Source organism: Micromonospora chalcea (assembly GCF_028768405.1).
Lineage (GTDB): Bacteria > Actinomycetota > Actinomycetes > Mycobacteriales > Micromonosporaceae > Micromonospora > Micromonospora chalcea.
The window spans coordinates 1,464,853-1,485,083 of the sequence record NZ_CP118233.1 but is presented as its reverse complement, the minus strand read 5'-3'; the positions used below and the strand labels follow the sequence as shown (position 1 = coordinate 1,485,083).

The 20,231-nt window shown below is 74.1% G+C and carries 21 protein-coding genes; 11 read left to right on the top strand and 10 right to left on the bottom strand.

The window, feature by feature from the left end; all coding sequences use genetic code 11:
- The first annotated feature begins 22 nt into the window (after nucleotides 1–22).
- Nucleotides 23–889 (top strand): SDR family NAD(P)-dependent oxidoreductase, encoded by an 867-nt coding sequence (locus tag PVK74_RS06985; RefSeq protein ID WP_043323809.1) that lies wholly within the window; start codon nucleotides 23–25, stop codon nucleotides 887–889.
- 105 nt (nucleotides 890–994) lie between these two features.
- Here the strand turns inward: PVK74_RS06985 and PVK74_RS06980 are convergent, their stop codons facing one another.
- On the bottom strand, nucleotides 995–3,979 hold the full coding sequence (locus PVK74_RS06980) for a glycosyl hydrolase (protein ID WP_274478564.1): 2,985 nt from the start codon (nucleotides 3,977–3,979) through the stop codon (nucleotides 995–997).
- A gap of 260 nt (nucleotides 3,980–4,239) precedes the next feature.
- Entirely contained in the window at nucleotides 4,240–4,584 is a 345-nt protein-coding gene (locus tag PVK74_RS06975; RefSeq protein ID WP_043323812.1) for a hypothetical protein, read from the bottom strand.
- 96 nt (nucleotides 4,585–4,680) lie between these two features.
- On the opposite strand from PVK74_RS06975, the gene PVK74_RS06970 reads away from it, so the two are divergent.
- The gene (locus tag PVK74_RS06970; RefSeq protein ID WP_064445853.1) at nucleotides 4,681–5,301 is read left to right on the top strand and encodes an L-threonylcarbamoyladenylate synthase; all 621 of its coding nucleotides are present in this window, start codon (nucleotides 4,681–4,683) and stop codon (nucleotides 5,299–5,301) included.
- Between the two features lie 78 nt (nucleotides 5,302–5,379).
- Nucleotides 5,380–6,954, top strand: a complete 1,575-nt coding sequence (locus PVK74_RS06965; protein WP_231915433.1) for a Na+/H+ antiporter — start codon at nucleotides 5,380–5,382, stop codon at nucleotides 6,952–6,954.
- Between the two features lie 38 nt (nucleotides 6,955–6,992).
- Here the strand turns inward: PVK74_RS06965 and PVK74_RS06960 are convergent, their stop codons facing one another.
- Together PVK74_RS06960 and PVK74_RS06955 are read right to left on the bottom strand one after the other, a co-directional pair.
- Nucleotides 6,993–7,928: an NHL repeat-containing protein gene (locus PVK74_RS06960; protein WP_274478562.1), complete on the bottom strand. Its 936-nt coding sequence runs from the start codon at nucleotides 7,926–7,928 to the stop codon at nucleotides 6,993–6,995.
- Between the two features lie 116 nt (nucleotides 7,929–8,044).
- Nucleotides 8,045–9,493 (bottom strand): glycoside hydrolase family 10 protein, encoded by a 1,449-nt coding sequence (locus tag PVK74_RS06955; protein ID WP_274478560.1) that lies wholly within the window; start codon nucleotides 9,491–9,493, stop codon nucleotides 8,045–8,047.
- Between the two features lie 382 nt (nucleotides 9,494–9,875).
- Between PVK74_RS06955 and PVK74_RS06950 the strand changes: the two genes are divergently transcribed.
- Nucleotides 9,876–10,721, top strand: a complete 846-nt coding sequence (locus PVK74_RS06950; RefSeq protein WP_274479256.1) for a S1 family peptidase — start codon at nucleotides 9,876–9,878, stop codon at nucleotides 10,719–10,721.
- Between the two features lie 52 nt (nucleotides 10,722–10,773).
- Here the strand turns inward: PVK74_RS06950 and PVK74_RS06945 are convergent, their stop codons facing one another.
- Both PVK74_RS06945 and PVK74_RS06940 read right to left on the bottom strand, forming a co-directional pair.
- Entirely contained in the window at nucleotides 10,774–11,106 is a 333-nt protein-coding gene (locus tag PVK74_RS06945; RefSeq protein ID WP_043323822.1) for a putative quinol monooxygenase, read from the bottom strand.
- Nucleotides 11,107–11,146: 40 nt separating this feature from the next.
- On the bottom strand, nucleotides 11,147–12,109 hold the full coding sequence (locus PVK74_RS06940) for a hypothetical protein (protein WP_064445857.1): 963 nt from the start codon (nucleotides 12,107–12,109) through the stop codon (nucleotides 11,147–11,149).
- Between the two features lie 165 nt (nucleotides 12,110–12,274).
- On the opposite strand from PVK74_RS06940, the gene PVK74_RS06935 reads away from it, so the two are divergent.
- Nucleotides 12,275–12,580: a DUF1330 domain-containing protein gene (locus tag PVK74_RS06935; protein WP_043323825.1), complete on the top strand. Its 306-nt coding sequence runs from the start codon at nucleotides 12,275–12,277 to the stop codon at nucleotides 12,578–12,580.
- A gap of 7 nt (nucleotides 12,581–12,587) precedes the next feature.
- On the opposite strand, the gene PVK74_RS06930 is transcribed toward PVK74_RS06935, so the two are convergent.
- Nucleotides 12,588–13,331, bottom strand: coding sequence for a hypothetical protein (locus PVK74_RS06930; protein ID WP_064445858.1), 744 nt, complete (start codon nucleotides 13,329–13,331; stop codon nucleotides 12,588–12,590).
- Nucleotides 13,332–13,402: 71 nt separating this feature from the next.
- Here PVK74_RS06930 and PVK74_RS06925 point away from each other — a divergent pair, with 71 nt between their 5' ends.
- A complete protein-coding gene (locus tag PVK74_RS06925) occupies nucleotides 13,403–13,825 on the top strand; it encodes an acyl-CoA thioesterase (RefSeq protein ID WP_043323829.1) in 423 nt (140 codons plus the stop codon).
- 7 nt (nucleotides 13,826–13,832) lie between these two features.
- Here PVK74_RS06925 and PVK74_RS06920 read toward each other — a convergent pair whose 3' ends face one another.
- The gene (locus PVK74_RS06920; RefSeq protein WP_043323831.1) at nucleotides 13,833–14,492 is read right to left on the bottom strand and encodes a response regulator transcription factor; all 660 of its coding nucleotides are present in this window, start codon (nucleotides 14,490–14,492) and stop codon (nucleotides 13,833–13,835) included.
- Nucleotides 14,480–15,763: a sensor histidine kinase gene (locus PVK74_RS06915; protein ID WP_113972768.1), complete on the bottom strand. Its 1,284-nt coding sequence runs from the start codon at nucleotides 15,761–15,763 to the stop codon at nucleotides 14,480–14,482. Before PVK74_RS06915 ends, PVK74_RS06920 begins: the two co-directional genes overlap by 13 nt.
- Before the next feature lie 132 nt (nucleotides 15,764–15,895).
- Here PVK74_RS06915 and PVK74_RS06910 point away from each other — a divergent pair, with 132 nt between their 5' ends.
- The 4 genes from PVK74_RS06910 to PVK74_RS06895 all read left to right on the top strand — a co-directional run bounded on the left by PVK74_RS06910 (nucleotide 15,896) and on the right by PVK74_RS06895 (nucleotide 19,029).
- Nucleotides 15,896–16,537 (top strand): DUF998 domain-containing protein, encoded by a 642-nt coding sequence (locus PVK74_RS06910; protein ID WP_274478559.1) that lies wholly within the window; start codon nucleotides 15,896–15,898, stop codon nucleotides 16,535–16,537.
- Nucleotides 16,538–16,541: 4 nt separating this feature from the next.
- Nucleotides 16,542–16,829, top strand: a complete 288-nt coding sequence (locus PVK74_RS06905; protein WP_069088624.1) for a DUF1905 domain-containing protein — start codon at nucleotides 16,542–16,544, stop codon at nucleotides 16,827–16,829.
- On the top strand, nucleotides 16,826–17,686 hold the full coding sequence (locus tag PVK74_RS06900; protein WP_113972767.1) for an SIR2 family NAD-dependent protein deacylase: 861 nt from the start codon (nucleotides 16,826–16,828) through the stop codon (nucleotides 17,684–17,686). The genes PVK74_RS06905 and PVK74_RS06900 overlap by 4 nt, the downstream gene beginning before the upstream one ends.
- Before the next feature lie 104 nt (nucleotides 17,687–17,790).
- Nucleotides 17,791–19,029 carry a low temperature requirement protein A gene (locus tag PVK74_RS06895; RefSeq protein WP_274478546.1) on the top strand — a complete coding sequence of 413 codons (1,239 nt, stop codon included), beginning with the start codon at nucleotides 17,791–17,793 and terminating at the stop codon, nucleotides 19,027–19,029.
- A gap of 3 nt (nucleotides 19,030–19,032) precedes the next feature.
- Here the strand turns inward: PVK74_RS06895 and PVK74_RS06890 are convergent, their stop codons facing one another.
- The gene (locus PVK74_RS06890) at nucleotides 19,033–19,578 is read right to left on the bottom strand and encodes a hypothetical protein (protein WP_043323841.1); all 546 of its coding nucleotides are present in this window, start codon (nucleotides 19,576–19,578) and stop codon (nucleotides 19,033–19,035) included.
- A 69-nt stretch (nucleotides 19,579–19,647) separates the two neighbouring features.
- Here PVK74_RS06890 and PVK74_RS06885 point away from each other — a divergent pair, with 69 nt between their 5' ends.
- Entirely contained in the window at nucleotides 19,648–20,226 is a 579-nt protein-coding gene (locus tag PVK74_RS06885; protein ID WP_274478545.1) for a TetR/AcrR family transcriptional regulator, read from the top strand.
- Nucleotides 20,227–20,231 lie beyond the last annotated feature (5 nt).

Below are 20,231 nucleotides of genomic sequence, written 5' to 3'. Positions count from 1 at the left end.
AGTCCACGGGAGGGGTGACGCGGTGGCTGCGGGCGTGTTGTCGGGGCGGGTCGCTGTGGTCACCGGCGCGGCGCGGGGGATCGGCCGGGCCGCGGCGGTGGCGCTGGCCGAGTCGGGCGCGGACGTGGCCGGGATGGACGTCGCCGGGCCGGTCAGCCCGATCCTGGACCTCCCGCCCGCCACCCCGGAGGACCTGGCCGAGACCGGGCGCCGGGTGACGGCGGCCGGCGCCCGCTGGTCCGCGCACGTGGCCGACCAGCGCGACATCGGGGCGGTACGCGCGTTCGCCGAGGCGGTCGAGCGGGAGCACGGCGGCGTGGACGTGCTGTTCGCCAACGCCGGCATCCAAGCGTTCGCGCCGCTGCTGGAGATGACCGACCAGCACTGGCACGACCAGATCGACGTGAACCTCACCGGCGCCGCGAACGTGCTGCGGGTGTTCGCGCCACTGCTGGTACGGCGCGGCGGCGGGCGGATCGTCATCACGTCGTCCACCCAGGGACAGCACGGCACCACGAACGGGTCCGCGTACTCGGCGTCCAAGTGGGGGCTCATTGGGCTGATGAAGTCCGCCGCGCTGGAACTCGGGCCGCACGGCGTGACGGTGAACGCGGTGATCCCGGGGCTGGTCGACACCGCGCTGACCCGGCACCGGGACCGTTACGTGCAGGCGCTGGTGGAGGCGGGGAAGTCACCGTCGGGTGACCTGGCCGAGGTGGAGCGGGAAGCGGTCGGGGCGCTGCGGGCGAAGACGCCGCTGGGCGTGCCGTGGGTGGAGCCGGAGGACGTCGCGCCGCTGGTGGTGTTCCTCGCCTCCGACGCGGCGCGCATGGTCAGCGGCACGTCGTTCGCCGCGACAGCGGGCGACAGCGCGCACGTGACCGCCTGATCCCGCCGGGCCGCCGGCGACGGCGGTCGTGGCCGGGGACGCATCGAGCCGGCGCCCCGGCCACGAGGGCCGGGGCGCCGGAGTCGCGCGTTCAGGAGCTTCGGGTCAGGAACCGTACGGCAGCGTGACAGTCGAGCCGTTGCCCACGCCGAGGATCGTGGGCGCGCCGCCGATGGCGTTCCACACCTCGACGCGTACCGTGCCGCCGGACAGATTGCCCAGCGTGCCGGTGGCCGAGAGCAGGCCCTGGGTCTGCCGGTAGCGCTCCGCGCCCGGGATCGGATCGGTGGCGAAGTACCGGTAGGTTTCCACCCGCTCGACGCTGCCGTTGCCGGTCAGGTCGTAGGAGACCCGGATCTGGACGCCGTTGCCGATCGCCGTGCCGGCGTCGACGGCCAGGTCGAAGGCGGTCGCTCCGCCGGTGTACGTGCCGGTCAGCCCGGTGGCCGTGAACACCTGCGGGTTGGTCGGCGTGCCGTCGTGGTTGCCGTTCGCCGCCGCCACGTTCACCGTGCCGGCGGTGCCGGCGTTGCCGTCCAGCCCGCCGCCCGAGCGCAGGTACCGGACCGGCTTCAGCGCGCTGCCCGTACCCGTCGGGCTGGGGCTGGCGGAGGTCGGCGTGGGACTCGCGGTGGTGGGGGTGGGGCTGGGCGTCGAGGTCGTCGGCGTGCCGGTCGGCACGGTCCCGCCGCCGGTGGCGTTGCCGCCGCTCCACGTGTACGCCCCGGACGTGGCGGTCTTGCCGGCCGGCACGGCGAGCGTGACGCCGTTGGAGAACGTGACGGTGAGCGGCCGGGCGGTGATGTTCGACGCCACGTAGGTGCGGACGCCGTTCTTGACGAACACCTTCGCCAGCGGGTGGTTGGCGGTGACCGTGGTGTCCACGGTGCCGAGCGCGGCGAGGTTGCGGATCCAGTGGAACGTGTGCGCCTTGCTCTCGCCCTCCTCGCTGGTGAACCCGCTGTTCGCGCGGAAGTTGCGCAGCGCCTGCTCGCCGTCGCCGAGGGCCAGGAACTCCCAGATGATGTCCTGCCACACCGTCGGCGGGCCGCCCTTGTTGGTGACCAGCTCGGCGTAGTTGGCCTTGACGTACTCGGGGAAGTCGCCCAGGTAGAGGTGACCGCCGGTGATCGGCAGCATGTTGATGCCCTGGATCATCTCCGGCGCTGCGGAGAACCAGGTGGAGTACGACCCGCCGTCGCCCCACACCATGCCGACGGTCTTGTGCCCGAACGCGGCCGGGAAGTTCTGGTCGTACACGTCGAACCAGTACTCGGAGATGGCCGCGGACTGGGTGGTCCACAGGTAGACCCCGGCGTCGCGCACGGCGGTGTCGCCGGTGGCCTGACCCCACTGGATCAGGGCGTTGGCGAAGTTCATCCCCTCCGACGAGGACTCCTGGTTGTTGCCGGCGAAGAACGGCGCCAGGCCGGAGGCCCAGTCGTGCCCGGCGTAGATGTCGAAGTCCCGCAGGTAGGGGAAGCGGCTGTCGGCGCGGTCGTAGTTGTTGGCGTCGCGGATGAGCAGGTCGATCATGCCGCCGTAGCGGCTGTCGTCGGCCCAGCCCGGGTCGAACTTGGCGACCGTGGCGGCGGCGGCGATGAAGTAGCCGTAGTGGAAGTGGTGGTCGTTGAGGTCCTCGTCGGAGCCGTACGAGGCGGGGTAGCCGATGAGCGTGCCCCAGTTGCGGTCGTAGTAGAACAGCTGGCCGGTCTCGCCCGAGCTCGCGGTGAGCCAGTTGGTCAGCCGGTTCTTCATCGCGGTCACCGCCGCGTCGCGGACCGAGGTCTGCCCGAGCTGGTCGGCGATCTCGGCGATCCGGGCGGCCCGGCCGAGTCCCTTGCCGGCCCAGTACGTGTCGGTGCCGCTGACGCCTTCCGGGTTGCCCTGCTCGGCGTTCAGGTAGCCGGTGACGGTGGCCAGGTCGGCGCCGCTGGAGTCGCCGACGGCGGGCACCTCGGGCAGCACGCCGGTGAAGCGCATCGTGGTGGTGAACGACGGCACACCGGTGAGCACCCGCATGGCGCCGCGCGCCGAGACGTACGTCGGGGTGATCGGGGTGGCGCCGGTGAGGCTGCGCCACTGGTGCGGGTAGAGCGCCACCACGGTCTTCGTCTCGCTGCCCTCGCGGGGCGTGGTGGTGAACGCGTACGTGGTGCGCACCGTTCCCGCCGACGGGTCGTACGTGTAGCTCATCCGGGTGCCGGTGACGTGGGCGTGGGCGTACCGGCCGTAGGTGTCGGCCAGGGCGGCCCGGTCACCGCCGCCGGGCAGCACCGCCACCGAGAAGTACCCCTTGCCGGCCAGCGTCGAGCTGATGCCGGCGCCGTTGACGGTCCAGGTCGCGCCGGTGGGGGCGTACGCGACGTAGTCGTGGCCGTTGACCGTGAAGCCGATGGTGGCGCCGGAGTTGCGCCACACGGTGGGCGTCGCGGTGGCGGTGAGCTGCGCGGTGCCGCCGCTGACCGTGTAGTAGCTGAACGGCAGCCCGTGGCCGATGGTGGCGCGCATGGTGCGGCTGCCGTCGCTCCAGTCGGCGGTGACCGTCCAGTCGCTCCAGCCGGCGGCCTTGACCACCGGCGCCGACAGTCCGGGCATCCCGACGCGGACGTCCTCGCCGTACGGGTAGTGGAACTCGCCGACGCCGGTCGCGGTGCCGCTGATGGCGGGCGTGGTGGTGTACGACAGGCCGAGCCCGTTGTTCTCGGCCTTGAACGCCAGCGGGTGGGCGTGCAGGTTCTCGCTGCCGGCGCAGTTGTTGCGCTTCCAGATCAGCGACGACCACCAGTCGTTCGTGGGGATGGCGCCGGCGGGCGCGTCGGCGGTGGTGAAGATGCGCGGGTTGGTGCTGATCGCGCCGCAGCCCTTGGGCAGCAGGGCGCCGGGCGGCAGCGTCTCGGTGTAGCTGCCCGCGCCGACGGCGCCGGCGGTGGCGGTGCCGCCGCCGCCGACCACGGCGCCCAGCAGGCCGGCGGCCAGCACGGACGCGGCGACGAGGGCGGTCGCCCGCAGACCGCGACGGCGGGCCGGGGACGGGACGGGCGCGGTCGGGGGTACGGGGTCGGGAGAGAAGTCCCGCAGGAGGGTCATGGAGGTCCCCTTCACGAGGAGAAGGCGGGGTACGGAGTGGTGGTGCGGCAGTCGTGAGAGCGCTCTCCTGAGAAGGGACAGTAAGGTTCGGGTTACGGATCCGTCAATGTCTTGTTACCGAAGAGAGCGCTCTCCCGCACACGCGACCGACCCTTCGATCACCTCACGAAGCGCGCTGACCAGGCTCGACGGTGCGCACGAGCGCCGCCCCGGGCCGAGGCGGCCGGGGGCGGCGTGAGGACGCGTGTGCCTACGCTGCGTCAGGCGGCGGTGGCGGCGAGGCTCCGCGCGTCGGTCCGTGCCGCGGCCGTGCCCGGCTCACCGGCGGCACCGGGCCGGCTGACGCCCGGCTGTCCGGCGACGGGCCGCGAGGCGGACTGCGGCGAGCCGGCGGACTGCCGGGGCGCGCGGGCGGCACTCAGCCCCGCCTGCGCGTTGTTCCACGCGCCGCAGGGCCAGGCGGCCCCGGCGCAGCTCGGGCTCGCGCAGACACGTTCGGCGTCGGGCTGGTGCGCGTCTGCCACCGCGGCGGCCAGGTCCCACAGCAGCGGATCGGTCACCTCCGCGGGGCGGTCGGTGACGCGGTCTGTGCTGGCTTCGGACATGATTCGGTCCCCCTGTCGTGAACGGCCCCCACCTGTTTCCGGAAACCGCCCCGGCCAAACCTGCGCCCGCCAGGTCGCGGGCATAGGCTGGCCGTCGTGGCGAGGTACTACGACCTGCATCCGGACAACCCCCAGCCCCGCGTGATCCGGCAGGTGGTGGACCTGCTGCGCGCCGACGGGGTGATCGCGTACCCGACGGACTCCTGCTACGCGCTCGGCTGCCGGATCGGCAACCGCGACGGCGTGGAACGCATCCGCGAGATCCGGCGGCTCGACGACCGGCACCCGTTCACGCTCGTGTGCGCCGACTTCGCCCAGCTCGGCCAGTTCGTCAAGCTCAGCAACGCGGTCTTCCGCCAGGTCAAGTCCGTCATCCCGGGCAGCTACACGTTCCTGCTGCCGGCCACCGCCGAGGTGCCCCGGCGGTTGCAGGACCCGCGCCGGCGGGTGGTCGGGGCGCGCGTGCCGAGCCACACGGTGACCCAGGCGCTGCTGGCCGAACTGGGTGAGCCGCTGCTGTCCAGCACGCTGCTGCTGCCCGGCGAGGACGAGCCGATGACCCAGGGCTGGGAGATCAAGGAACGGCTCGACCACCTGATCGACGCCGTGGTCGACGCCGGTGACTGCGGGCTCGAGCCGACCACCGTGGTCGACCTGTCCGGCGAGGAGCCGGAGATCCTGCGTCGCGGCGCCGGAGACCCGGCCCGCTTCGAGTAACGATCACCGATTCCGCCCCGTCCGGGCGCCGTCGTGGGGCACGGTAGGGACCCGGGGGAACGGTGACGGGGGTACGGCGTGGAAGCACTCCTGCTGATCACGGTGCTCGGCGCGACAGTGCTCGTCGGGACCACGATCGGCGGTCGCTACAGCGTCGCGCCGCCCGTGCTGCTGATCGCCATGGGCGCGCTGATCGGCCTGCTGCCGCCGTTCGACAACCTGATCCTCGAGCCCGAGGTCGTGCTGGTGCTGTTCCTCCCGGCCATCCTCTACCGGGAGAGCCTGGTCATCAGCCTGCGCGAGATCCGCGCCAACCTGGTGGTGATCATCGGCCTCGCCGTCGTGCTGGTGATCATCACGATGGCCGCTGTCGCGTTCACCGCGCAGGCTCTCGGCGTGGCGGCGTCCGCCGCCTGGGTGCTCGGCGCGGTCCTGGCCCCCACCGACGCCGCCGCCGTGGCCGGCCTGGCCAAACGGATGCCGCGCGGCATCCTCACCACGCTGCGCGCGGAGAGCCTGGTCAACGACGGTACGGCGCTCGTGCTCTTCGCCGTGGCGGCCGGCGTGATCGCGGGCGGGACGGTGCCCGGGCCGCTGCTGCTCACCGGCGAGTTCATCGGCAAGTCGGCCGGCGGCGTGGCCGCGGGACTGCTCGTCGGCGCGGTCGTGGTGCTGATCCGCAAGCACGTCGACGACCCGATGCGCGAGGGCGGGCTGAGCATCCTCACCCCGTTCGTCGCGTTCCTGCTCGCCGACGCGGTGCACGCCAGCGGCGTGCTCGCGGTGGTGGTGTCCGGACTGTTGCTGTCCTACGCCGCGCCCCGGGTGATCCGGGCCCGCTCCCGGGTCACCGCGTTCGCGTTCTGGGACCTCTCCACCTTCATGATCAACGGCGGCCTGTTCGTGCTGCTCGGCACGCAGGTGCCGCGTTCACTGCGCAGCATCACCAGCCACTCGCCGGCCGCGTCGCTCGGCATCGCGGTGCTCGTCGCCCTGGTCGTGGTGATGATCCGGCTGCTCTGGGTGCACCTGTCGGTGTCGGCGCTGCAACGGGCGGACCGGCGGGAGTCGAGCCGGGCGCGGCACTTCGACTTCCGCATGCGTACCGCCGTGGGCTGGGCCGGGTTCCGCGGCGCCGTCTCGCTCGCGGCGGCGCTGGCCGTGCCGGTCACCATGCACGACGGAAGCACGGTACGCGAACGCGACCTGATCATCTTCGTGACCGTGGTGGTGATCGTGCTGATCATGCTGGTGCAGGGCACCACGCTGCCCGCCGTCGTGAGCTGGGCCGGCCTGACCGGCGACCGGGAACGCGACGACGAGGTGCGCTGGGCCCGGATCCGGGCCACCGAGGCAGCCCTGGAGGCGCTGCCCCGGGCCGCCAGCGACGTGGGCGCCACCCAGGACACGGTGGACCGGCTGCGCGCCGACTACGAGGACCACCTGGCCGCCGCGCGCGACCCCGGCGGCGAGGAGGCGGAGGGGGAGCGGCAGATGGCCCGCCGGCTGCGGTTGCGGGTGCTCGACCACAAGCGGCAGGAGATCACCCGGCTGCGCAACACCAGGCAGATCGATGACGTGGTGCTGCGGCAGCTCCAGGCGGCCATCGACATCGAGGAGATCCGCCTGCTCGGGCCGGAGATGGAGGAGTGAACCGGCCGCCACCCGGAGAGGGTGGCGGCCGGCGTGGCTCAGCGCGCGTCGACAGCGACGACCGTGTACGGGGTGGTCGGAGTCGGCGGGGTGGTGAACCGGCCGTTCGGCAGGTAGAGCCGGCCGAGCGCGGCGGCCACCGTGGTCGGCACGTCGAAGCCCGGGTCGGTGATGACGCCTCGGGCGACGCCGGCCGTGCCGGCGCGGTTCAGGTCGACCACGGCGACCTGGTTGAGGAAATTCTGCACCACGTACAGCCTGCGGCCGAGCAGCAGCAGGCCGTCACCGTTGAGGAAGGTGGCGCCCGGCACGTCGACGGCGGTGGTGACGCCGGTGGCCGGGTCCACCCGGAACAGCGTGCCGGTGTTCGACTGCACGACGATCAGCGCCCGCCCGTCCGGGGTGGGCGCGATGCCGTTGAGGTTGACGCCGGTGCCGATCTGCTGGAAGTCACCGGTGAGCGGCAGCGTGGTGAAACCGCCGGCGGGCGGCAGCGTGCCGCCGTGTCCGAGCGGCAGGCGGTAGAGCACCGGCCGGTTCGAGTCGGTGAACCAGGCGGCGTCGCGGGTGAGCGTCACGTCGTTGACGAACGTCGGCGCCTCGGCGAACCGGTAGCTCGCGAGCACGGCGCCGGTGCGGGTGTCGACGACCCGGGCGTCCCCGGCGGTGCCGCCGGCGACGAAGAGCCGGTCCCGCGCGTCGACCTTCAGGCCGAGCGACGGGGTGCCGGTGGCGGGGCTGACCTGCTTGCCCGCCCCGGTGATCAGGTCGGCGCGGTAGATCTCACCGGTGGCCCGCGACCCGAACCAGGCGTAGCGGCCGGCGGCGGCGACGCCCTCCGGCTGGAAGCCGTCCGGCAGCGTGATGACCGTGGGACGGCGGTCGTGGGCGGAGGCGGCGGGGGCCGGGGCGGCGGTGGTGACGAGGGTGGCGGCCAAGGCGACGCCGAGGACGGTCCTGATGCGTCGGTTCACTGTGGTCCTTCCGGACGAAACGGTGGAACAGGACCTGCCCCACTGTACGGTCACCGGCCGGTGACCGCCGGGGACGCGACCCGGCACGGTGCTCCCGTGCCGGGTCGCGCCGACTGTCAGCCTGCCGCGCAGGTCGGCGTGCCGGAGGGCGCGGTACCGGTGCCCTGGAACCCGAACTCGGTGGTGCCACCGGCACCGACCTGGCGGTTGTAGTCCACGTTGCGGAACGTCACCGCGCCGGTGGTGCCGCTGGCCTGGGCGCTCCAGGTGTTCGTGACCGCCGAGCCCGAGGGCACGGTGAGCGACACGGTCCACCCGTTGAGCCCGCTGGAACCCGCGGTGATCCGTACGTTGGTGACGAAGCCGCCCGGCCACTGGTTGGTGGTGATCGTGGCGGTGCAGGCGCCGGTCGGCGGCGGAGTCGTCGTCGGCGGCTCACTGGTCGGCGGGGTGCTGGTCGGCGGCGTCGAGGTGGGCGGGGTGCTGGTCGGCGGCGCGGTGGTGGGCGGCGGGGTGCCGCCCTCGTTGAGCGCGTTCAACACGGCGGTGTACGCCTGCTTCTTGTTGCCGCTGCCGTCGAACAGCAGCGGGGTGCCGCTGGCCCGCCACGAGTCGGTGTCGCGGATGCCCCACACGGTGATGCCGTTGCAGCGCGCCACCGCCAGGCAGTCCCGGGTCACGTTGCCGTACGAGGTGGCCTGGCTGCTGCCGGAGCCCTCGATGTCCAGCTCGGTGATCTGCACGTCGACGCCGAGCGCGGCGAAGTTCTGCAGCGTGGTGCGGTAGTTGCTCGGGTACGGCGACCCGCTGTTGAAGTGCGACTGGAGGCCGACGCAGTCGATCGGCACGCCCCGGGACTTGAAGTCCCGCACCATGTTGTAGACGCCCTGGGTCTTGGCCCAGCTCCAGTTGTCGATGTTGTAGTCGTTGTAGCAGAGCTTGGCGCCCGGGTCGGCGGCGCGCGCGGCACGGAACGCGGCCTCGATCCAGTCGTTGCCGGTCTGCTGGAGGTTCGAGTTGCGGCGGGCGCCGCTGTTGCCGTCGTCGAACGCCTCGTTCACCACGTCCCAGGAGTGGATCTTGCCCCGGTAGTGGGTGGCGACCTGGGTGACGTGGTTGATCATCGCGTCGCGCAACGCGCTGCCGGACAGGCTTCCCGTCCACCCGGGCTGCTGCTGGTGCCAGAGCAGCGCGTGGCCGCGTACCCGCATGCCGTTGGCCTGGGCGTGCGCGACGAGCCGGTCGCCGTTGGTGAAGTTGAACTGGTTCCGGGACGGCTCGGTGGCGTCCCACTTCATCTCGTTCTCGGCGGTGACCATGTTGAACTCGCGGTTCAGGATGCCGACGTACGTGCTGTCGGACAACTTGTTCACCGCCACCGCCGTGCCGAAGTACCGGCCCTGCTCCGCCGCCGACGCGCCGAGCGTCGTGCCGGCGCTGGCGCTGGTCGCCACCGCTATCGTGGCGGCGACCATCGCGGCCCCCGCCACCATCGCGACCACAGCGGTCCGCGGGCGTGACCGGGCTGCCGCGCTCCCGCTGCCGCGGGCGAGCACCTTGTCCATCTGAACGCCTCTCTAGCCTGTCAATGGGATCGGCTCGCCTCGGCCACCGCCCGCCACGATGTCGGCTCCGCGCGGTCGCCCGGTGGCCGCGCCAACTCGGGGAGCGACTCCCCGGGACATCGTGAGTGGATCGAAGCGAATCTCTGCCCGAAGCCTACCGGAAGCGTTCCGAAAACTTAATCACCTCGATGCGTCGACATCGGGGCACGCGGTGGCGGGTGGAGGCCGGGAATCCGAGGGCGGGCGCGGGGGGACGGGCGCGCGCACCGCCCGCCGCTACTCCGGAAGTTTCGGGAATCGCCGGTTCTGCCGGTTGAGTGGATCGCGCCCGCGGGCTGATGCTGTGCCAATCGACCGTAGACGATGGAGGAGGTCCCGGATGATGCGCCGACCCGCGCTCGTCGTACTCGTCCTCGCCGTCCTGCTGACCGGCGCTCCGGCGGTCGCCCGGGCCGGCGTCGCCACTCCACCGGCCGGGCCCGCCGCGCTCGCCGGGATCCGCACGCCCGGCACCGCCTGGGAGCACGACCCGGCCACCGGCCGGCTCACGGTCACCGCCGACGACACGGTACGCGGCAGCGAGCTGGCCGCGCTGCGCCGCACCGCGGCCCGGGCCGGCGCGGTGCTGCGCCACGAACCCGGGCGGCTGCGTACGCTCATCGCCGCCGGTCAGGCGATCTACGGCGGCGGCGGGCGCTGTTCACTGGGCGCGAACGTGCGCAGCGGCGCCACCTGGTACTTCGTCACCGCCGGACACTGCACGCGCCTCGCCGCCACCTGGTACGCCGACAGCGCCCGCACGACGGTGCTGGGCAGCCGGACCGGCAGCAGCTTCCCCGGCAACGACTACGGCGTGGTCCGCTACACCGGAACCGTCGCCCACCCGGGCGCGATCCACACCTACCCGGGGCAGGTCACCGTAACCGCCGCCGGCAGCGCGTACGTCGGGCAGGCGGTCTGCCGCAGCGGCGCCACCACCGGCGTACGGTGCGGCACCGTCACCGGGCTGAACGCCACAGTCAACTACGCCGAGGGCAGCGTCACCGGGCTGATCCGCACGAACATCTGCGCCGAGCCGGGCGACAGCGGCGGACCGCTCTACGTGGCCGCGACCGGCACCGTCCTCGGCGTGCTGTCCGGCGGCAGCGGCAACTGCACCAGCGGCGGCACCAGCTACTACCAGCCGATCCTGGAGATCCTCGCCGCCTACGGCCTGACCATCCCCTGACCGGCCGCGCGGGCGGCCCGCCGCGCCGCCCGCGCGCAGTTGCGCCGTCCGGTCAGGCGTCGCCGGGTACGGCCATCTCGCCCAGGCGCGACCAGTCCTGCTGCGGCACCGTCACGTTGACGATCCGGGGCGTCTCGGCCAGGTGCGGCGGCAGCGTGCGCTGGGCTTCGCGGAAGTGCTCCGACTGCACGTGCGCCGCGCCCGCCTCGTCGTCGCGGAACGCCTCGACCAGCACGTACTCGGTCGGGTCGTCCAGGCTGCGGGACCAGTCGAACCACAGGCAGCCGGGCTCGGCCCGGGTCGCGGCGGTGAAGTCGGCGGCGATCCGCGGCCAGTTGTCGGCGTCTTCGGGGCGGACCCGGAACTTGGCGGTAATGAAGATCATGGGATCAGGCTACCCAGGGCCGCCGGTGACCCGCGCCCGATCAGCTCTTGGCCGCCGGGCCGAGCAGTTCGGCCGCCCGCCGGTCGGCGAACGCGGTGACCGCCTGCTGCCCGGCGCCGAACACGATGGCCAGGCCCAGCAGCGCGGCGGTGCTGCTCACACTGGTCTCCACCAGGCCGCCGATGACCAGCATGATGCCGACCACCGCCACCAGCGGGCCGACCGCGAGCTTGAGCAGCCCCTGCTGGAACGGCAGCTTGTAGGGCAGCCCGCCGGACCGGGACGTGATCATCGACGGCAGCGCGCTGAGGAACGCGCCGAGCGCCCCGGCGATCAGCACGAAGAACAGCAGCCGCCAGGCCGGTACGCCACCGGCGTCGGTCGGCGCCTCCAGCAGCCGGACGTCGTGGCTGAGCCACTGCACCAGCACCACGAGGATCTCCGCCACCAGCGCGAACACCGACAGCCCCAGCATCCGGTTGCGCAGCCGCCGCGCCGACTCGTGGAACTCGTCGGACGCGGAGTGGAAGCGCAGCAGCAGCGCCTGCACCCGGGCGCGCAGCAACTCCACGGGCACCCCGCCGGTCGCGGTGTCGAGGTCGCTGAGCACCTTGTCGTCGGCCGGCAGCACCTGCGCCGCCGCGCTGCGGTACGCCGGCAGCAGCCCGGCCAGCTCGTCCGGGCTGCGCAACCCCACCATGGCCCGCTCCACCGAGTGGATGGTCTGCCACGCGTACTCCAGGTTGCCGCCGCGCAACCACTCGACCACGCCGCTGCGTCCGAGCACCACCTCCACCCGGGACAGCTGCGCGCGCAGCGCCTCGGCCCGATCGGGGTCGCGCGCGGACAGCACCGCGAGCTGCTGGTACAGGTCGTCGAGTTTGGTCCGTACGCGGACCTGCCACACCGCGCCGGGAACCGGCGTGGCGGGCCGGGACGGCCCGCCCTCCGGCGTGTTCCGGGGCTCGGGTATGGCCTCCGGCTGGGTCTCCTGCTCGATCATCCTGCCCCACCTCTTTCCCCCACGCCGCCCGGACCTGCTACCAGTATTCGCAGGTCAGAGCCATAATGGCTAGAGCACACCGGACAGTCGACCCGGCTCGCGGAGGCGGCGGATCCGGCCCGACGGACGAGGCCGGAGCGCTCGGGCGGTCGGTAGCCTGAGCCGGTGACCGTCTACGCCCTCGCGCAGCTCACCATCCACGACCGGGCGCGCTACGACAGGTATGCCGCCGCCTTCCCGCCGGTGCTGGCCCGCTACGGCGGTCGGCTGCTCGCCGCCGACACCAGCCCGCGCGTGGTCGAGGGGGAGTGGCCGCACCACAAGGCGGTGCTGTTGTCGTTCGACAGCCGGGAGGACTTCGAGCGCTGGTCCACCTCGCCGGAGTACCGGGAGATCTCCCGGGACCGGGAGGCGGCCACCGAGGGCGTGGTCCTGCTGCTCGACGGGATCGGTCACGCCTGGCCGGCCTGACGACCGGTCAGAGCCGGTGGCGTACCCACACGTTGGGCTCCACGTACGCGGCGTGGTCGTGGTCGACGTCGACGAGCACCGGCGTCAACGCACCCGGCACCCGCACCGGCCCGGAGGTGTCGAACGGCAGCCCGGTCCAGCGCCGCCAGTCCGCGAGCGTCCCGGTCACCGTCATCGACCGGGGCGCGACCCGCTCGATCACCCCGCCCGCCCGCACGTGCACCCGCAGCCACGGATCGGCCGGCAGGCCGTCGGGGCGGCGGCGGGCCGCGTACTCGGTCATCGGCACGTCCGGGGCGTCGGCCTTGCCGTTCGGGCGCACCGGCGCCACCAGCGTGTCGAACCCGGCGCGGGCCACCGCCGCGCGCATGGCCGCGAGCATCAGCCCGGACACCCCGCCGCCGCGCCGGTCCGGGCGCACGCAGATCTCCAGCGCGGACACCAGGTTGGGGGTGGACCCGGTGAGCCGGCCGAGCGTGGCCCGCTGGATCACCCGGTCCCAGCCGCCGTCGGGCAGCTCGTCCTCCGTCCAGCGCAACGGCGCCGCGTAGCCCCGGGCGACGGCCCGGCCCGGCTCGGCCGGGTCGACGGCGGCGAAGACGAACTCGGGGTACGTCTCGTGTGCGACGCCGTAGTAGAGCGCGCCCATCGGATCCCAGAGCATGAACGGCGGCCAGGCGCCGTCGAAGTCGGTGTCGAGCAGCGGCGCCAGGTCGGGCCGCTGCGCCAGGGTCACGATCTCCAGAGTCACGCCGGGGAGGCTAGAGCCGCGTGGCCCGGACCGCACGCCGTTTTGTCCGCGCCGCTGGTTAGGCTGCCGGCATGGCAGATCCGTTCCGGGTGCGCGTCACCGTGCGCGGCTACGAACTCGACACGCAGGGGCACCTCAACCAGGCGGTCTACCTCCAGTACGCCGAGCACGCCCGCTGGGAGTGCCTGCGCGCCTCCGGCATCGGCCAGGACCGGCTGATCGCCGGCGGCGTCGGGCCGGTCGCGCTGGAGGTGACTGTGCGTTACCTGCGGGAGCTGCGCGGCGGCGACGAGGTCGACGTGACCTGCGAGTTCCACTGGGGCGAGGGCAAGACGTTCCGGATCGGCCAGGAGTTCACCCGCGCGGACGGCACCCCCGTCGCCTCGGTGTCCGGCGTCGGCGGCCTGCTCGACCTCGCCGAACGGCGGCTGGTGCCCGACCCGCGCGAGCGGTTCCGGGCGCTGGCCACCGACCCCGCGCCGATGAGCCTGTAGCGCCCGGTCAGCCCGCCGCGCGCAGGTGGGCGAGCACTGCCAGCACCCGTCGGTTGGTGTCCTCGTCCGGCGGCAGGCCGAGCTTGGCCAGGATGTTGCCCACGTGCTTGCCGATCGCCGCCTCGGTCACGTGCAGCCGCGCCGCGATCGCGCTGTTGGAGTGGCCCTCGGCGACCAGGCCCAGCACCTCCCGCTCCCGGGGGGACAGCGCGCCGAGCGGGTCGCGCGGGCGGCGCAGCAGGTGCCGCACCACGTCCGGGTCGACGGCGGTGCCGCCGGCCGCCACCCGGCGCAGCGTCGCGGCGAACTCCTCGACGTCCGCCACCCGGTCCTTGAGCAGGTAGCCGACCCGGTTGCCGTCGCCGCTGTCGAGCAGCGCGGCGGCGTACCCGCTCTGCACGTGCTGGCTGAGCACCACCACGGCGAGGTCGGGGCGTTCGGCGCGCAGCGCGACCGCCGCCCGCAGGCCGTCGTCGCGGTGCTGCGGCGGCATCCGGATGTCGGTCACCAGCAAATCGGGCCGGTGGGTGCGGACCGCGTCGAGCAGGTCCGGGGCGGAGCCGACGGCGGCGTCCACAGCGAAACCGAACCGGGTCAGCAGGCCCACCAGGCCCTCCCGGAGCAGCACCTCGTCCTCGGCCAGGACGACGCGGATCACGGACGGCACGGCAGCTCCACCCGCACGAGGGTAGGCCCACCGGGCGGGCTGGACAGCAGCAGCCGCCCGTCCACCGCCGCCACCCGGTCCGCGAGCCCGGTCAGACCGGTGCCGCGCGCCGGGTCGGCGCCGCCCCGGCCGTCGTCGCGCACCTCCACCACCAGCAGTCGTTCGTCGCGGATCAGGCGCACCTGCGCCCGGGTCGCCCCGGAGTGCCGGGCCACGTTGCCGAGCGTCTCCGAGACCACGTACCAGGCGGTGGTCTGCACCAGGTCCGGCACCGGGCGGGTCAGGTCGGCGTGCACGGTGACCGGGACGACCGACCGGGCGGCCAGATCACCGACGGCGGCGGCCAGGCCGAGTTCGGTGAGCTGCTGCGGGCGGATGCCCTGGACGATCCCGCGCAACGTCACCATCAGCTCCTTGGCCTGCTCGTGCGCCGCCGCGAGCGGCTTCGCCGCCGGGGAGCCGTCCGGCACGTCGAGGCGGGCCAGCCCGAGCTGGAGGGTGAGGCTGGTCAGGCGCGGCTGCACGCCGTCGTGCACGTCCCGCTCGACGCGGCGGCGCTCGGCCTCGTAGGCGCTCACCAGGCGGGCCCGGGACCGGGTCACCTCGCGCAGCGCCGTCCCGCCGGGCGCGTCGTCGAGCAGCAGGCGGGTCACCGCCGCCTGGGCCGCGACGAGCAGACCGGCCAGGTAGACCAGCGCGGGGACCGCCAGCAGACCGGCGACCGCGTACGGCACCGCCTCGGCGGGGGAGTCGACAGTGGCCCAGATCAGCACGATGCGGTCCTCGCCGCCGGCCAGCCACGGACCGGCCACCAGCGCCACGTCCAGCAGCACGAGCAGACCGAACATCCCGTACGCCAGCGGCACCGCCACACCCAGCACCGCCAGGTACGCGCCCTCCCGCCACCCGTCGGCGGTGGTGAAGCGGGCGACGAGTCCCCGCCATTTCGGCGCGGTCACCGGGCGGTCGTCGACCAGGCCGAGACGCCACCGCTCGACGGCCGCCACCGGCGCGCCGGCCAGCGGCGCGAGCGCCACCACCGCCAGCGCCAGCACGGCCAGCACCGCCAGCGCCGTGGCGTCGACCGGGCGGCCCCGCCGCAGCGCGCCGGCCACCAGCAGCAGCGGCGCGGCGACCACCGCCGCGCCGAGCGCCGCCGCGCCGGCCAGGGGCAGGGTCGTGACGGCGTACGCCAGGGCCCGCCACGGCCACGCGGACAGCAGGTAGCGGCGGCGGCGCAACGCTGCCGCCAGCCCGTGATCAACGGTCATGCCGTGACGCTAGCCAGACCCCGCCGCCCTTCCCAGCCATCCAGGCCCCATCCGCGGGTAGGTCTGGCCCTACCTCGAACCGGCCCGCCACGCCCCGTGCGCCGGGGCGCCCCGAGACGGTGCACTCGTCGGGTGAGAAACCGTCTCGCGGGCGCCTGCTGGCTGCTCGCCGCCGTGTCGTTCCTGACCGCCAACGTCCTCGTCGGCCTGGCCTGGGACCAGCCCCGGTTCAGCTGGGCCGAGCACAACATCAGCGACCTCGGCAACGTGACCTGCGGCGTGTGGGACACCAGCCGGCCGCGTCCGGTCTGCTCACCGTGGCACGCGGGCATGAACGCCGTGTTCGTCGGCGCCGGGCTGCTGCTCGCGGTCGGCGCGCTGCTCGCGCGCCGGGCGCTGCGCCCGGGCCGCGCCGCGACCGTCACCGTGGCGTCGGCAGTGGCCGCCGGGTCCGGGTACGTGCTGGCCGGTCTCTACCCGGCCGACGTGGACGAGAACCTGCACATGCTCGGCGCGCTGCTGGTCTTCGCGCTCGGCAACGCGGCGCTGCTGGCCGCCGCGCTCGGCAGGTCGCCGCTGCTGGGTGAGCTGCGGACCGTCAGCGCGGTCCTGGGTCTGCTCGGCCTGGCCGGCACCGTGCTGTTCCTGGCCCGGGTGGACGCCGGCATCGGCGTGGGCGGCATGGAGCGTGTCGCCGTGTTCCCGTTGTTCGCCTGGGTGACGGCGGCCGGGCTGCGGCTGCTCGGGTTCCGTCGGTCCCGGCCCCTATCCTGACCGGATGGAGCTGGCGTTCAGCGGCGAGGTGTGGTTCTGGCGCGGCCCGGCGCCGTACCACTTCGTCACGGTGCCCGACGAGCAGAGTGCGGCGATCGAGGCCGCCTCGGCGTCGGTCACCTACGGCTGGGGCATGATCCCGGTGACGGTCCGCATCGGCGGCACCGACTGGCGGACGTCGCTGTGGCCCAAGGACGGCCGGTACGTGGTGCCGCTGCGGGTCGCGGCGCGCCGGGCCGAGGGCATCGAGCTGGGTGACCGGGTCGACGTGCGGCTGACGGTGGACGTGTGACCGGGCCGGAGCTGGCCGAGGCGGGCCGGCTGCTGGCCGCCGCGCGCCGGCCGGTGGTGTTCACCGGCGCGGGCATGTCGGCGGAGAGCGGCGTGCCGACGTTCCGGGACGCCCAGACCGGGCTGTGGCAACGCTACGACCCGCAGGAGCTGGCGACACCGGCCGCGTTCCGCGCCGACCCGGCGCTGGTCTGGGGCTGGTACGAGACACGTCGGCGCGGGGTTCGCCGGGCGCTACCGAATCCGGGGCACCGGGCGGTCGCGGCGATCGCGGCCCGGCTGCCGGACACCGTGGTGATCACCCAGAACGTCGACGACCTGCACGAGCGCGGCGGCGTGCCCGCCCCGGTACGCCTGCACGGCAGCCTGTTCGCGCCCCGCTGCTCGGCCTGCGCCCGGCCCGCGCCGCTGCCGTCGGACCTGCCGCCGTCCGCCGGTCCGCCGGAGCCGCACGACGGGGCGGAATCGCACGGCGGGGCGGAATCGCACGGCGGGGCGGAATCGCATGCGCCGGAGGCGCACGACGGGCCGCTGGACCCGCCCGCGTGCGCCGACTGCGGCGCGCCGGTGCGGCCCGGGGTGGTGTGGTTCGGCGAGGCGCTGCCGTCGGCCGCGCTCGACGCGGCGGTCGAGGCGGCCTCCGGTTGCGACCTGCTGCTGACGGTGGGCACCTCCGCGCTCGTGCACCCGGCCGCCGAGATCCCGCTCGTCGCGGCCCGTCTCGGCGCGCCGGTGGTGCAGGTGAACCCGGTACCGACGCCGCTGGACGCGATCTGCGCGGTGAACCTGCGCGGCCCGGCCGGCGAGGTGCTGCCCGCGCTGGTCCGCGCCGCCTGGCCGGACGACGCGGTCGGCTGAACTGACCGCAGGCCGAGCCCGGCGTGATCCCGGGAATCGCCCGATCGCCCGCCCTGCGCCACCTACCGTCGGCGCAGGAGGTGGACCGGCGGAGGGCGGCGGGCGTGGGACGCGAACGGGTGCGACGACGGCCGCGCGCGCCCCGGCCGGGGCCGGACGAGCGCCGGGTCACGCCCTTCGAGATCTTCTTCGATCTGGTCTTCGTCTTCGCGCTCACCCGGATCATGGCGCTGATCGAGCCGCACCCGACCCCGGCCGGGATGGCCAAGGGCCTGCTCCTGCTCGTGCTGCTCTGGGTGGCGTGGTTGTCGTACACCTGGTTGGGCAACCACACGCCCGCCGACGTCGGGGTGGTGCGCGGCGGGTTCCTGGTCGCGATGGCCGCGTTGTTCCTGGCCGCGCTCGCCATGCCGCAGGCGTGGACGCCGGGCCCGGGGCTGGACGGTCCGTTGATCGTCGTGCTGGCCTACGTGGTGCTGCGCGCGGTGCACCTGACGCTGTTCCACTGGGCCGCGGCGGGTGACCCGGAACTGCGCGCCCGGATCCGGTTCTTCGCGTGCGTCAGCGCCGTCGGGTGGGTGCCGCTGCTGCTCGGCGCGCTGCTGGACGGTGCCGCGCACGCGGCGCTGTGGGTGCTGGGCTTCGCCGTCGAGGTGGCCGGGCAGCGGCTGTCGTACGCCCGCCGGGGCGCCTGGCCGCTGCGCAGCCCGACGCACGTCGCCGAGCGGTACGGCCTGGTGCTGATCATCTCGCTGGGGGAGTCGGTGGTGGCCGCGGGAGTGGGCGCGGCCTCGGCGGTCACCGAGCTGTCGGTCCTCGCCGTGGCGCTCGTCGGTTTCGTGGTGACCGTCTGCCTCTGGTGGCTCTACTTCCGCAGCACGTCCCCGGAGGCGGCCCGGGCGCTCGCCGCCGCACCGGCGGCGCGGCGGGACCGGATGGCCGCGGACGCCTACAGCCAGACCCATCTGCTGCTCGTCGCCGGCGTCATCTACCTGGCGCTCGGCATCGAGCAGGTGCTGGAGCACGTCGCCGACCCGGAGGCCGGGCCCCGGCTGAACCGCTCGGCCGCGGTGGCGCTGTTCGGTGGCGCGGCCGTCTACCTGGCCGGACGGCTGCTGTTCCGGCGGCTGACCGGTCAGCCGGTGGGCGCGGCCCGGCTGGCCGTCGCCGGTGCGGCGTTGCCGCTGGCCGCGCTCGGGACGGCGCTGCCGCCGCCGCTGGCGCTGGCGGCGCTGGCCGGGCTGTTGCTGGTCGCGATCGCCGTCGATCGGCGCGGTGAGCCGTCCGCCGCCGGGCGGTCGGCGAATCAGCCGGTAGGCCGGGTCGCCGGGGGCGGAGGGTGAGCCTCACGCGTCGCGCGGCGCCCGCTTCGGGAAGACGGTGTACGCGACCGGCCAGAACACCAGCCAGCCCGCCATCACCACGGTGAGCCGGCCGGCCCACGCCCACAGCTCGGCGGTGCGCTCGCCGTCGCCGACCAGGGCGATGCCGCCGAGCAGCACGGCGCAGGCGACCGTCCAGCCGATCATGCCCTTGCCCCACTCGCGCCACTCGTGCCGGGCCCGCGCCATCCCGTACTTCGGGGCCCGGCGCGGGGGTGGCCCGCCGGCGAACCGGTGCGCGAACCGCTCGTCGGCCCAGCGCACCATGCTGTGCCCGAACGCCACCGAGAACCCGAGGTACGCGGCGGCGAGGCCGTGGGCGAACGTGGCTGTCGCGCCCCGGCGCAGGTCGATCATCGTGGCGGCCAGCAGCACGAGATCGACCACGGGCACGGCGATCAGCAGCGCCGCGCCGAGGCGGGGCCGGCGCAGCGGGTACCGGGCGATCAGCCCGGCGAGCAGCACCACCCAGAACGCCACCTCGCATCCGACGATCACTGCCACGAGCATGCGGCCTCCTTTTTTAGTACGCTGTGCGATAACCGTAGCAGCGTTCGTCGACCAGGTTCCGGAGGGCCCGTGCCCAAGATCGTCGACCACGACGCGCGCCGTGCCGAACTGGCGCGGGCGATGTGGCGGGTCGTCTACCGCGACGGCGTCGGCGCCGCCACCGTGCGCAGCATCGCGGCCGAGGCGGGCTGGTCACCGAGCGCGCTGCGGCACTACTTCGCGACCCAGACCGAACTGCTGGTGTTCGCCATGGAGCACGTACAGGCCGAGGCGGCCGAGCGGATCGCCGCCGACGACCGGACCGGCGGCCCCCGCGAGGTCGCCCAGCGGGTGCTGGAACACCTGCTGCCGCTGGACCGGCAGCGCGTCCGCGAGGCCGAGGTGTGGCTGCTGCTCGCCGCGCGCGCCCAGACCGACCCGGCCGCGCGATCCCGGATGGCCGAGGCGGACGACGGCATCCGCCGCGCCGCCGAGTTCGCCGTCTGCCTCCTCACCGGGGAACCGGCCCCCGACCCCGAGGCGGTCGACGGGCTGCACGCCCTGCTCGACGGGCTCGCGCTGCACGCGCTGCTGCACCCCGAGCGGATGCCACCCGGGCGCGCCCGGGCGCTGCTCGGCGCGCACCTGGACACGCTCGCCGCGTCCTGACCGCC

Bases quoted from the DNA above. Each gene is read 5' to 3' on its own strand.
- PVK74_RS06980 (WP_274478564.1), bottom strand. From the start codon at position 3,979: ATGACCCTCCTGCGGGACTTCTCTCCCGACCCCGTACCCCCGACCGCG.
- PVK74_RS06975 (WP_043323812.1), bottom strand. From the start codon at position 4,584: ATGTCCGAAGCCAGCACAGACCGCGTCACCGACCGCCCCGCGGAGGTG.
- PVK74_RS06955 (WP_274478560.1), bottom strand. From the start codon at position 9,493: ATGGACAAGGTGCTCGCCCGCGGCAGCGGGAGCGCGGCAGCCCGGTCA.
- PVK74_RS06950 (WP_274479256.1), top strand. From the start codon at position 9,876: ATGCGCCGACCCGCGCTCGTCGTACTCGTCCTCGCCGTCCTGCTGACC.
- PVK74_RS06945 (WP_043323822.1), bottom strand. From the start codon at position 11,106: ATGATCTTCATTACCGCCAAGTTCCGGGTCCGCCCCGAAGACGCCGAC.
- PVK74_RS06940 (WP_064445857.1), bottom strand. From the start codon at position 12,109: ATGATCGAGCAGGAGACCCAGCCGGAGGCCATACCCGAGCCCCGGAAC.
- PVK74_RS06925 (WP_043323829.1), top strand. From the start codon at position 13,403: ATGGCAGATCCGTTCCGGGTGCGCGTCACCGTGCGCGGCTACGAACTC.
- PVK74_RS06915 (WP_113972768.1), bottom strand. From the start codon at position 15,763: ATGACCGTTGATCACGGGCTGGCGGCAGCGTTGCGCCGCCGCCGCTAC.
- PVK74_RS06905 (WP_069088624.1), top strand. From the start codon at position 16,542: ATGGAGCTGGCGTTCAGCGGCGAGGTGTGGTTCTGGCGCGGCCCGGCG.
- PVK74_RS06890 (WP_043323841.1), bottom strand. From the start codon at position 19,578: ATGCTCGTGGCAGTGATCGTCGGATGCGAGGTGGCGTTCTGGGTGGTG.